Source organism: Synechococcus sp. 60AY4M2 (assembly GCF_002760375.1).
Classification (GTDB): domain Bacteria; phylum Cyanobacteriota; class Cyanobacteriia; order Thermostichales; family Thermostichaceae; genus Thermostichus.
Genome location: NZ_AUMZ01000001.1, coordinates 2,204,328 through 2,214,997 on the forward strand (window position 1 = coordinate 2,204,328; position 10,670 = coordinate 2,214,997).

Below are 10,670 nucleotides of genomic sequence, written 5' to 3' on the forward strand. Positions count from 1 at the left end.
CTCCCTCACCTCTGGGACACCAAATACTTCACCAGGTCAGCTTGCAAGAGGGTTTGCTGCTGCCCCGTGGGCAAGTGCTTGAGCTGCACCTCCCCGGCCGCAGCTTCCGCATCCCCCAGCGCGACAGCCCAGGTCGCACCGCTGCGGCTGGCCCGCTTGAACTGCTTGCTGAAAGCGCTGCCGCTCAGATCCAGCTCGGTGCAGAAGCCGGCTTGGCGCAGAGCTTGGGCAATCTGAAGGGATTGGGCCTCCGCTTTGGCGCCGCGGGAGATCACGTAAACCTCGACCGATGTTGGCGGAATCTCCTGTTGTTTCTTCTGCAGCAGCAAAACCAGCCGCTCCAGGCCGATGGCCCAGCCCACCGCCGGGGTGGGAGGCCCGCCCAGCTCCTCCACCAGACCGTCGTAGCGGCCACCCCCACAGACGGTGCTCTGGGATCCCAGCTCCGGCGAGACGATCTCAAAGGCGGTGTGGGTGTAGTAGTCCAGGCCGCGCACCAGGTAGGGATCCAGCTCATAGGGAATGTCTAGGGCTTGGAGATGGGCCTGCACTTGCTCGAAGAAGGCCCGCGAGTCAGCACTGAGGTAATCGGGCAGCTTGGGCCCTTGTTCAGCAATGGTGCGGGTATGGGGATCCTTGCTGTCGAGGATGCGCAACGGGTTGCGGACAAGGCGCTCCTGGGAGTCCGGATCCAGCTCTTCCTTCAAAGGGGTAAGGTAGTCCACCAGGGCTTGGCGATAGGCCCGCCGATCCTGCGGATCCCCGAGGGAGTTGAGCCGCAAGGTGAGGTTTTCCGCCCCCACTGCCCGCAGCAGATCCCAGGCCAAGGCGATGACCTCGGCATCGGCGCGGGGATCGCGGCTGCCCAGCAGCTCCACCCCCAACTGGTGGAATTGGCGCTGCCGCCCCGCCTGGGGACGCTCATAGCGAAACATCGGCCCACAGTACCAGAGGCGCTGCACATCGCCGGCCACCTGCAACCCATGCTGGATGTAGGCCCGCACCACGCCGGCGGTGTTCTCGGGGCGCAGGCTCACCTCCTGCTCGCCGCGGGTGCTAAAGGAGTACATCTCCTTGCCCACCACGTCGGTGGCGCTGCCAATGCTGCGGGCAAAGAGTTCTGTCAGCTCCAGAATCGGGGTGCGGATCTCCTGGTAGTTGGCTCGCCCCAAGATCTCGCGGGCGCTGGCCTCCACCTGCTGCCAAAGCCGTACCTCCTGCGGCAGGATATCTCGGGTGCCGCGCACCGCCTGGATCATCTCCATGCCTGTTCTCCCCCGCCCAGAACCACGGCTTGCTGCGCCAATGGTCGGCGTCAGTTTTTTCCTATCAACTCAATTATCGATTATCGGCTATCGGCAGCCGCGTTCCCCATTGCCGACGGGGCAAGCTGAGCCTGAGCTAAACCCCAACAGGAGTAGGTGGCGGCCACTTGGCTGCTGGCAGCCACAGCGGCGGTGGTGGAGCGCAAAATGGTGGTGCCCAGGGAAACCGGCACTCCGCCATGGGCTTCCGCCTGACGGCGCTCGGCCTCCGTCCAGCCGCCTTCTGGGCCGATGGCCACCGCCAAGACGGGATCCCTCTCCGAGAGCCTCAGCTTCGGCAGGGCTTGCAGCAGGAGGGGAGCGTTCTCCCGCGCCACAGCAATGCCCCACCAATCGGCTTTGAGCTCGGCCAGCCAACTTGTCCAAGGGGTAGGGGGATCAACCTGGGGCCAGCGCAGCCGCTCACATTGTTCGGCGGCCTCCTGCACAATTTTCTGCCAGCGTTCCCGCCGGCCCCATCCCGGCTCCACCACGGTGCGCTCCGTCAGCAGAGGGGTAATGCGCGCCGCTCCCAGCTCGGTGACCTGGCGAAACACCTCGTCAAACCCCGGCCCCTTGACCACTGCCAAGCCCAGATGCAAATAAACGGGCAGCTCCCGCGGCAGCGCCTCCACCTCGCCCATAACCTGGGATCCCTGCGGCTGCCAATGGGCCAGCCACAGCTTGCCGGAGCCATCCAAAACCAAGAACGGATCCCCCGGCTTGAGGCGGCGCACCCGCTGCAAGTAGTGCTCTTGCGGGCCGGTTAAACGGAGAACACCGCCGGCATCCCGTTGAGCCGGGTCGATGGCCAGGCGGGGCAGAGAACTCAGGTCATGCGTGCGTTCAGACAGCACCATTCTCCCCGTCGCCAGAGGGCTGCCACCGCCCATTCGTTGGCCTCCAACATCTCCGCCACCAACTTGGCCTGCTCGAGGAGGATACCGCTGAGGATCAGCCACCCCCCCTTTTTCACCACCAGGCCAAACTCTGGGATCATATCCAGGATCACGTCCGTCAGAATGTTGCACACCAGCCCGTCCACCATCTCGGGAATGTGCTCCAGGCTCCCCTGGGCCACCACAATGCGATCGGTGAGGCCGTTGAGGTCGCGGTTGTGGAGCGTGGCCTGCACCGCCAGCGGGTCGATGTCCACCGCAAACACCCGCTTTGCCCCCAAAAGAGCCGCCGCCACCGACAAAATGCCCGATCCACAGCCCACATCGGCCACTGTTACCCCCTCTGTGCCCGCCCCCAGGCGCATCTCCAAAGCCTCCAGGCAGAGCTGGGTGGTGGGGTGCGTGCCCGTGCCAAAGGCCATGCCCGGATCCAGCCGCAACAGGAGACGACCGGGATGGGGGGGGGGATCCAGCCAGGCCGGACAGATGAGCAGCTTGTCCCCAACTGGCTCGGGCTGCCAGTGCTGCTTCCAACTGTTGCTCCAATCCTCCGCTTCTATGCGTTCCCAGCGCAGTTTGGGGATGGGCTGGCCAGCCACAAGGGCGTCTTGCCGCAGGCGCAGCGCCAGAGCGGCCAAATCCAAAAGGGTGGCGCGGAACCAGGGCAAATAGGCGTGAATGCTGATTCGATCTTCGCCATGAGCCTGGCTGGCCATGCCCTGACAGCCAAAGCTCTCCAGCCGCCAAAAGATCTGATCCTCCTGGGCAGGGGAAGCGATGATGTTGAGAGCCCACCAGGCCCCACCGGGATCCGGCGCTTGGGCAGGCGAGAGCAGGCTGGGGTCGGCAACGGTTGTGCTCACGGGGATCCCTTCAACAAACCTAAGGAAAACCGAAGTTTTGGCTAACAGAATAGCGCTCCAAGTTGCCAGCAGGCTAGCACTTAATCCAGCACTCTATATCAAAAATTGCAGTTCTCCCCTCAATTCATAGTTTAGGCTTTAAGAGCCTGCCCCACTGTTCCTGGTTGGTCTGGGATTTGAAGGCGCACACCCGTCGGCTTGGCAGCGACGCAGGGATGGACTTCCCCCCAATTGGGGGATGGCCCTCAGCGGTTCCTTGGATGCCCAGCTCGGCCTTGTGAGATAGATTAAATCCAAAAGCATTGAACAAGAATTGGGTACAGCGTTGACGTGCTTTCCAGCCTCAGTGATTTTACTGATAGATGAGGTTTGGCCGGGGCATGCTGAGTAACGATGGAGAGGAAGCAATGCAGGCGGCAAAGTCGATGTCAACCGAGCAGTCAGCGCAGCAGCCGAAGGTGGCTCCTCTTGCCAGAGGGGAAAGGGCTGGCCACGAGGATCCCCAGCCGCTCGCAGTCAGCACTCGCAAGCACTCCGTCCCGCTGGCGCGAACGGCTCTCATGCAGCGCTTTAACCGCAGCTTTCCGCCTTTTTATAGCCAGTTCGTCAGCAGCGAGGTGCAGGCTCAAAATCTGCGCTTGGCCTATGCCCTCTACCAAACCCGCAAGGCCGTGGTACAGATGCGGGACGAGCGCAGCAAGACGGTGGTTTGTCTGGCCTATCGCAACCGCCCTTCTCTGCTCAGCGACCTGTTTGGGGTGCTCACCGCTTTCAATCTCTCGGTGCACGGCATCCACCTTTACGGGCAGATCTACTCACCGCACTTGGTGTTTATCCGCGTCACCGTCTCGCGCGATGGCCACAGCCTTTCTGCCCAGACCAAGCTCAACCTAGAACGGGCTATTCACGAGTGCTTGGCGGGGGTGTTTCCCGTTCACGAAACCTTGGCGCTGGAGTTTGATCTCAAGGCCGGCTTGAAAGACACCCAGGTTTCTTTTTATTTTGACCCGGTGTTTCATCTGCCCACGCTGTTGGTGGATGTGGACAACCAGCCGGGCGTGTTTTACCGGGTGATGACCGCTCTGGCGCAGGAGGAGTTGACCGTTGTTCACCTCAATCTGATGCTCCGCCGCAAGCAGACGCGCTTCATTTTCTACTTGCTGGGGCCGGATGCAACTCCAACCCTGCCGGAGTTCCTAGGGCAAAAATTGGCGTTGAGCATCCAGCAGCGGCTGCAAGGGGATCCCGTCTAATCGGCACTAGATCTGCATAGGACTGGGGGGCAAATCGAAAAGGACGGTGCTCAGGTAGCGCTCGGCCCAGGCGGGGCCAAAAGCTTTTTCCAAAACGCGGCGGGTGCGGTCGTTTTGCTGTTGTTGGCTGCAGTAGCGCTGCTGCCCTTGGTAGTGGGCCAGGATCTGGACAGGATCTGTCTGCGGGGGGATCTGTTGCGCCAGCCGGCAGTGGATTTCCAGGTAACGGCAGGCAAAATACAAAAAGCGGTCGGCTTCCGCCTCATCGCCGGGCCGGATGAACAGGCAGTAGGGAGAAAAAATCGTCCCCCACGGCGGCAACTGGCGCCGGTTTTGGAAAGGGGCGAGATGAGCTCCCAAGGCTTCCAGCTCTTGAATGTAGGGATCCGGCAAAGTGGGGGTGACCGGCGAGAGATCGACGATGGCGGCGCTCACCTGGCCGCGGCCGGCCACAATGTCACAGCCAAACAGCGGCAGCGGGTACTGCGGCTGCGGAAACATGACGCAGTGGAGGATATCCAGGCTTTGCCCGGCCTGGGCCAGCTCCAGGTGCAGCTTGCGAAAGGGATCCCCTTGGTAGCAGCGGTTTTCGATCTGCAGTTTCTCGCCTTCCAGGCGGCCCTCCACATAGCCCAGCTCCGCCGGCAGGGCATAGGGAGCCAGGCTGAGGTGGGATCCCCAAATGCTCAGAATCGCCTCCGAAAGGCGCTGGATGAGGGGATGCAGTTGCGCTTGCAGAGCAGGGGCGGTGAACATGGGAGCCAAGAAGACCGGTTAAGCGACAAGTCCTCGAAAGCCCTGCCGGGCCAATCCGCAAAGGTGCCCTCCTGAGATCCAGGTTTCAGGAAGCTGAGGTGGGACTTAATAAAGCGAGGGATCCCAGCCAGTCCAGGGCTGCCGGGGGCTTTGGCGGAGGTGGAGAGGGCCGGATGCTGACCCTAGCGGGCGTTGGCAGCGTTGAGCGCCATTGGATTGATCGAGGACGGAAGGGGTGGGATTCGAACCCACGGTGACCTTGCGGCCACAACGCTTTTCGAGAGCGTCACAATCAACCACTCTGTCACCCTTCCAGTCTGCATAGGGCTTTACCATCTTAGCGGCAAACGGGCTATCCTGCCCGGATCCCCTCTCGTGGAATGGGGCAGATGCAAGCTGGCCAAGCACCCCAGGGCCAAAGCCCTTGGGGGGTACGGCCCGACCAGCCGGAAATGGCGGGGCAAATGAGATCATAGAGGTATGGCTGCCCTTTCCATTCACCACTTTCGCCAGGCCAAACAGGCGGGTCAACCGTTGGTGGCCCTCACGGCTGCTGACTACGCCACAGCGCAGATCTTGGATCGGGCCGGGATCGACTTGATCTTAGTAGGCGACAGCCTGGCCATGACCAGCTTGGGGCACAGCAGCACCTTGCCCCTGACTCTGGAACAGATGATCCACCACGCCCAGGCAGTGCGCCGCGGCGTAGAACGAGCCTTTTTGGTGGCCGACTTGCCTTTCTTGAGCTACCAAGTCTGCAAAGAGCAGGCCCTCCTCTCGGCAGGACGTCTGATGAAGGAGGCAGGGGTGAATGGGGTGAAGCTGGAGGGGGGCTACCCAGACATGGTGGAAACAGTGGCCTTTCTGGTCCAGCGAGGGATCCCGGTCTTGGGCCACATCGGCCTCACCCCACAGGCCAAACATCAACTGGGGGGGTATCGCCAGCAGGGGAAAACCCCCTCGGAGGCGGAGCGGCTGCGCCAGGAAGCCCTGAGCCTAGAGCGAGCAGGAGCCTTTGCCCTGGTTTTGGAACACATGCCGGCGGAATTGGCTGCCCAGATCACCCAGCAAGTCGGGATCCCGACTCTGGGGATTGGGGCTGGCCCGGCCTGCGACGGCCAAATTCTCGTCACCCACGACCTGCTCGGCCTCAGCGAGCGGATCCCGCCCTTCGCCAAAGCCTACGCCAACCTGCGAGAGGTGATCCGAGAAGCGGTGGAAGCCTTTGTCGGCGATGTTCATCAGAGACTGTTTCCCCCCACTTAGGGGATCCCCTGGGAAACTCGCAAGTATCACCTTCTGGCAGCTCAGTTGTTGGTTACTGCGCTCCCCTGGCGAGGATCTCCAGAAATTGGAAGCCAGTCGGGGCAGCCGATTGCCGCCTCTGTCAGAGCTTGCTGAGGATGGACAGCGCACTTGAGGTGGGGATCGCCGCTGTAAAACCTGCACTTGTGGCAGGGGATGCGGTGCATCTGTTGAGCTTGATGCAAGAAGTCCGCGACTGCTCTGGCCACCGTCCACAACGGCAAGAGTAGCAATAGCCACGCGATGGCCCCGCTCAGAGGAGGCGGAAGAGAGCTCATACAGGACACCAGCAATACAGAAGGATAGCTTGCTAGCCCCGTACTTTAGTGCGGAGCGGAAAAGCCCGTAAGCAGCTTTAGTTGCTTGCCAATAGTGTAGACGAGGCGTACCGTTCCCAGGCGAGCCTCTAATCACGGTGAAAAACCCGACCGGTGGCAAGCGTCTGCGAGATGCCAACCTCTCGGCCAACCTGCAAGGACTCCGTCCCGCTGACGCGATCAGACAAGTAAGCAGAACCTTGGGGCTTTGACTGAAAGAACTGTCTAGAGGCGGTTTGGCAACGCCTTTACAAGTTCGTTTTTGAACTGCGTAAGAATCCCCCCCCTTAGTCGGGGAAGTGTCAAGACGGGGTCAGGCTCGGCTGTATAACGTCCCCCAGAGAGGGAAAAGTTGGCAGTGAGAGATCCCACGCTGAAACTCCAATCTAATGGATTTTGGAAGGGGAGCGCAGGGTGTGCCAGGGTGGAGATACAGGCGATAATAGCTTCAGCAACGTGCCCTAGTGGGATCCTCTGCGATGGAAGCCTTCTTCGAGTTCCTTTGGTCTGCCTCGGCCGTTTTGCTGGTGATACTGGTGTTGTTGCATAGCCCCAAAGGGGATGGGCTGGCGGGCATTGGCGGCCAGGCCCAATTGTTCTCCAGCTCCAAAAGTGCCGAGCAGAACCTCAACCGCATCACCTGGACGGTGGCCACCCTCTTCCTCTCCATCAGCGTGGTGTTGGGGGCAGGCTGGCTCTCGGCAGCCACAGGCCCCTAGGGATCCCTGTCATCGTGGCGGTCATCTACTTGCACGGATTCGGCTCTGGGCCTCAATCGGCTAAGGCTACTTTTTTCCGGCAGCGGCTGCAGCAGCTTGGGATCCCTCTGCAGGTGCCCGATCTCAACCAGGGCAACTTTGCCCAGCTTACCTTGACCCGCCAGATCCGGCAGGTTTCTGAGCAGTTGGCGCAAATGGGCCATCCTCCCGTTACCCTTATTGGTTCGAGCTTGGGGGGACTGGTGGCCGCCTGGGTGGCCGAGCAGCAACCCTGCGTGCAGCGTCTGGTGCTCTTGGCACCGGCCTTTGGCTTTCTGGGCCATTGGCTGCCGCGGCTGGGGGCAGAGGCGGTGGAGACTTGGCAGCGAACCGGACAACTCATGGTGTTTCACTACGGAGAAGGCCGCCCTCTCCCTTTGGAGTACGGCTTTGTTGCCGATGCCCAGCGCTACCCGGATGGGGCGTTGCGACGGCCTGTGCCCACCCTAATTGTGCATGGGATCCAAGACGACACCATCCCCATTCAAGCCAGCCGAGACTATGTGGCCCGTCGCCCCTGGGCCCAACTGGTGGCGGTGGAGAGTGACCACGCCCTGACGGATGTGTTGGATCCCATCTGGCAGATCACCAGCCGCTTCTGCGGGTGGGGGATGGAGACGGGGCAGTATGGTTGTTAAGAGGATCCCTGTCCCGTGCTTGCCCATTCGCGAAAGCGTCGCGTAGCGATAATGTCTATGCAATCCAAAGTGCTGTGCCTACAACAGGGGAAGGCTGACGTGACTGCCGGCTTGCTCTTCGATATGGACGGGGTGATTGTGGATTCGGAACCAATCCATGCCCGCGCCGGAGCCATTGCCCTGCAACGCTGCCACCTATCCCTGGATTTGGCCCCCATCTCCCTGCAGTTCAAAGGGCGCACCGACCGCGATATGTTCGAGTACCTCGTCCAACACCAGACAGACACCCCGCCTGCGGAACAGCCCCTGCTGGTGCAGCGCTTGATCGAGGAAAAGGCCAAGGCTTTTGGCGAGCTGCTGGCAGAGGTACCCCTGGTGCCGGGGGTGCTGGAGTTTTTGGCGGCCAGCCGCCAGCGCTTTTCTGCCCTGGCCGTCACCACTTCGGCCATCCGCCGGGATCAAGCGCAGATTTTCCAGCGCTTCGACCTGCACCGCTGGTTTGACGCGGTGATTACCGCCGAAGACATTCAGCGGGCCAAGCCCGACCCAGAGCCTTACCTGAAAACGGCTGCCGCTGTGGGGTTGGATCCGGCGTTGTGTTGGGTGATTGAAGATTCTACCCATGGGATCCGCGCCGCTAAGGGGGCTGGCTGTTTTGCGGTGGGCCTCACCACGGCTTTCACCGCCGAGGAACTGCGCCACGCCGGGGCAGATGTGGTGGTGGACAGCTTTGCGGAGTTGGCCGCACTCCTGTTCGCGAGAGCGTCGCGTAGCGATAACCTGCCTGTGTAGGGAGCCCAGCCCATTCGCGAGAGCGTCGCGTAGCGATATGCCAGCACCCACTCCAGCACCCACTTTTTTGCGGCAGGCCCTGGATCGCTATCCGTTTGCTTCGCGGCGACGGGTGGTGATGGGCAGACAGGGATCCGTGGCCACCAGCCAACCTTTGGCGGCAATGGCGGGCATGGAGATGTTCTGGGCGGGCGGCAATGCTGTGGATGCAGCCGTGGCAATGGCGGTGGCTTTGACGGTGGTGGAGCCAACCTCCAATGGCATTGGCGGCGATGCCTTTGCTCTGGTGTGGGAGGGGGGGGAGGAGGGTCAGCTGTACGGGTTGAATGCTTCCGGTCGCAGCCCAGCCGCCCTGACGCCGGAGCGGTACCGGGACCATGGGCGGATTCCCCCCTACGATTGGTTAGCGGTGACGGTGCCGGGGGCAGTTTCCGCTTGGCAGACCTTGCACCGGCGCTGGGGAAAGCTGCCGTTCGAGCGTCTGTTTGTGCCTGCCCTTCGTCTGGCGCAAGAGGGATTTCCGGTCTCTCCCCGGGTGGCCCAACTGTGGCAGGCGGCGGAGTCCATCTATTTGCCCCTGCCAGATCCCCGCCACGAGGCCTTCAAGGCCGTTTTCTTTCCCCAAGGGCGTGCCCCACGGGCTGGAGAGCGCTGGAGCAGCCCCCTACATGCTCAAACCCTAGAAGAGATTGCCCGTAGCGGTGGGGAGAGTTTTTACCGAGGGGAGCTGGCGGAGAAGTTGCTGGCTTTCTCGGAGGCCACGGGCGGCTTCCTGTCCCCCGCTGACTTGGCCCAGCACCAGGCCGATTGGGTGGAACCCATCCATACAGATTACCGCGGCTACACCGTCTGGGAGATCCCCCCCAACGGGCAGGGCATTGCCGCTTTGATGGCGCTCAACCTTTTGGAGGGTTTTGAGCTGGGTCGGATCTCCTACGATGCCGGCGAGCGCTATCACCTGCAGATTGAGGCAATGAAGCTGGCCTTTGCCGATGTGAGCCGACAGGTGGCGGATCCGGAGTATGTGCGGGTCAGTCCTGCCCAGATGCTGGATAAGGCTTATGCACAGCGGCGGCGGCAGTTGATCGGGAGGGAGGCGATCCCCCTGGCCCAGCCAGGGCTGCCGGAGGGGGGAACGGTTTACCTGGCTGCAGCTGATGGTGAGTTGATGGTGTCTTTGATTCAGTCGAATTTCGATGGCTTCGGCAGTGGTCTGCTGGTTCCGGGCACGGGCATTGCTCTCCACAACCGCGGCACGGGTTTCACCCTGGAGCCCGGCCATCCCAACCAGGTGGGCCCCCGCAAGCGCCCCTACCACACGATCATCCCCGCTTTTCTATCCAGAGAAGGGATCCCCCTCGGCCCTTTTGGTGTCATGGGGGGGGCAATGCAGCCCCAAGGCCATGTGCAGGTGGTGGTGAATTTGGTGGATTACGGCCTGAACCCCCAGGCGGCTCTGGATGCGCCCCGCTGGCGAGTGCTGTGGGATCAGGGGATCCCGCAGGTGGCGCTGGAGAGCACGGTGCCGCCCCAGGTGGTGCGCGAACTCTCCGCCCGCGGCCATGCAGTGCAGGTGGTGGACGCAGAAGAGGATTGCGGTCTTTTTGGCCGGGGACAGATCCTCTTGCGGGATGGGGATCACTTCATTGCGGCTTCCGAACCCCGTGCCGATGGCCTAGCCCTGGCGTGGTAGAGCATGACTCTAGTCAATAATAAGCTCAACTATACTGAAAATAATGTATAATATGTTCAGTACGGATTACTACCAGTTGATCTTTCTGTTTA

General features: G+C 61.7%; 11 protein-coding genes and 1 tRNA gene. 7 read left to right on the forward strand and 5 right to left on the reverse strand.

From position 1 onward, the window contains the following. Positions 1 to 5: 5 nt before the first annotated feature. From hisS to prmA, 3 genes are all read right to left on the reverse strand, one after another. Positions 6 to 1,265, reverse strand: coding sequence for a histidine--tRNA ligase (gene hisS / locus SYN60AY4M2_RS09725; protein ID WP_099812814.1), 1,260 nt, complete (start codon positions 1,263 to 1,265; stop codon positions 6 to 8). An 80-nt stretch (positions 1,266 to 1,345) separates the two neighbouring features. Then, complete coding sequence (locus tag SYN60AY4M2_RS09730) at positions 1,346 to 2,164, reverse strand: 16S rRNA (uracil(1498)-N(3))-methyltransferase (RefSeq protein WP_011431287.1); 819 nt, start codon at positions 2,162 to 2,164, stop codon at positions 1,346 to 1,348. After that, positions 2,134 to 3,039, reverse strand: a complete 906-nt coding sequence (prmA, locus tag SYN60AY4M2_RS09735; protein ID WP_049749840.1) for a 50S ribosomal protein L11 methyltransferase — start codon at positions 3,037 to 3,039, stop codon at positions 2,134 to 2,136. The genes SYN60AY4M2_RS09730 and prmA overlap by 31 nt, the downstream gene beginning before the upstream one ends. A gap of 452 nt (positions 3,040 to 3,491) precedes the next feature. Between prmA and SYN60AY4M2_RS09740 the strand changes: the two genes are divergently transcribed. Then, positions 3,492 to 4,319, forward strand: a complete 828-nt coding sequence (locus SYN60AY4M2_RS09740; RefSeq protein WP_206336831.1) for a hypothetical protein — start codon at positions 3,492 to 3,494, stop codon at positions 4,317 to 4,319. A 6-nt stretch (positions 4,320 to 4,325) separates the two neighbouring features. Here SYN60AY4M2_RS09740 and SYN60AY4M2_RS09745 read toward each other — a convergent pair whose 3' ends face one another. Together SYN60AY4M2_RS09745 and SYN60AY4M2_RS14105 are read right to left on the reverse strand one after the other, a co-directional pair. Further along, a complete protein-coding gene (locus SYN60AY4M2_RS09745) occupies positions 4,326 to 5,075 on the reverse strand; it encodes a phycocyanobilin:ferredoxin oxidoreductase (RefSeq protein WP_099812816.1) in 750 nt (249 codons plus the stop codon). 227 nt (positions 5,076 to 5,302) lie between these two features. Next, a tRNA-Ser gene (locus SYN60AY4M2_RS14105) sits at positions 5,303 to 5,389 on the reverse strand. Between the two features lie 166 nt (positions 5,390 to 5,555). Between SYN60AY4M2_RS14105 and panB the strand changes: the two genes are divergently transcribed. The 6 genes from panB to SYN60AY4M2_RS09780 all read left to right on the forward strand — a co-directional run bounded on the left by panB (position 5,556) and on the right by SYN60AY4M2_RS09780 (position 10,578). Continuing rightward, positions 5,556 to 6,341, forward strand: a complete 786-nt coding sequence (gene panB / locus SYN60AY4M2_RS09755; protein ID WP_011431283.1) for a 3-methyl-2-oxobutanoate hydroxymethyltransferase — start codon at positions 5,556 to 5,558, stop codon at positions 6,339 to 6,341. Between the two features lie 137 nt (positions 6,342 to 6,478). Beyond that, entirely contained in the window at positions 6,479 to 6,610 is a 132-nt protein-coding gene (locus tag SYN60AY4M2_RS14660; RefSeq protein WP_255322492.1) for a hypothetical protein, read from the forward strand. 566 nt (positions 6,611 to 7,176) lie between these two features. Further along, positions 7,177 to 7,416: a preprotein translocase subunit SecG gene (gene secG / locus SYN60AY4M2_RS09765; protein ID WP_011431281.1), complete on the forward strand. Its 240-nt coding sequence runs from the start codon at positions 7,177 to 7,179 to the stop codon at positions 7,414 to 7,416. Positions 7,417 to 7,430: 14 nt separating this feature from the next. After that, entirely contained in the window at positions 7,431 to 8,093 is a 663-nt protein-coding gene (locus tag SYN60AY4M2_RS09770; RefSeq protein ID WP_011431280.1) for a YqiA/YcfP family alpha/beta fold hydrolase, read from the forward strand. Between the two features lie 99 nt (positions 8,094 to 8,192). Beyond that, positions 8,193 to 8,885: an HAD family phosphatase gene (locus SYN60AY4M2_RS09775; RefSeq protein WP_011431279.1), complete on the forward strand. Its 693-nt coding sequence runs from the start codon at positions 8,193 to 8,195 to the stop codon at positions 8,883 to 8,885. Positions 8,886 to 8,922: 37 nt separating this feature from the next. Further along, positions 8,923 to 10,578 (forward strand): gamma-glutamyltransferase family protein, encoded by a 1,656-nt coding sequence (locus SYN60AY4M2_RS09780; protein ID WP_099812819.1) that lies wholly within the window; start codon positions 8,923 to 8,925, stop codon positions 10,576 to 10,578. The last annotated feature ends 92 nt before the right edge of the window (positions 10,579 to 10,670 follow it).

Bases quoted from the DNA above. Each gene is read 5' to 3' on its own strand.
- hisS (WP_099812814.1), bottom strand. From the start codon at position 1,265: ATGGAGATGATCCAGGCGGTGCGCGGCACCCGAGATATCCTGCCGCAG.
- SYN60AY4M2_RS09730 (WP_011431287.1), bottom strand. From the start codon at position 2,164: ATGGTGCTGTCTGAACGCACGCATGACCTGAGTTCTCTGCCCCGCCTG.
- SYN60AY4M2_RS09740 (WP_206336831.1), top strand. From the start codon at position 3,492: ATGTCAACCGAGCAGTCAGCGCAGCAGCCGAAGGTGGCTCCTCTTGCC.
- SYN60AY4M2_RS09745 (WP_099812816.1), bottom strand. From the start codon at position 5,075: ATGTTCACCGCCCCTGCTCTGCAAGCGCAACTGCATCCCCTCATCCAG.
- panB (WP_011431283.1), top strand. From the start codon at position 5,556: ATGGCTGCCCTTTCCATTCACCACTTTCGCCAGGCCAAACAGGCGGGT.
- SYN60AY4M2_RS14660 (WP_255322492.1), top strand. From the start codon at position 6,479: ATGGACAGCGCACTTGAGGTGGGGATCGCCGCTGTAAAACCTGCACTT.
- secG (WP_011431281.1), top strand. From the start codon at position 7,177: ATGGAAGCCTTCTTCGAGTTCCTTTGGTCTGCCTCGGCCGTTTTGCTG.
- SYN60AY4M2_RS09780 (WP_099812819.1), top strand. From the start codon at position 8,923: ATGCCAGCACCCACTCCAGCACCCACTTTTTTGCGGCAGGCCCTGGAT.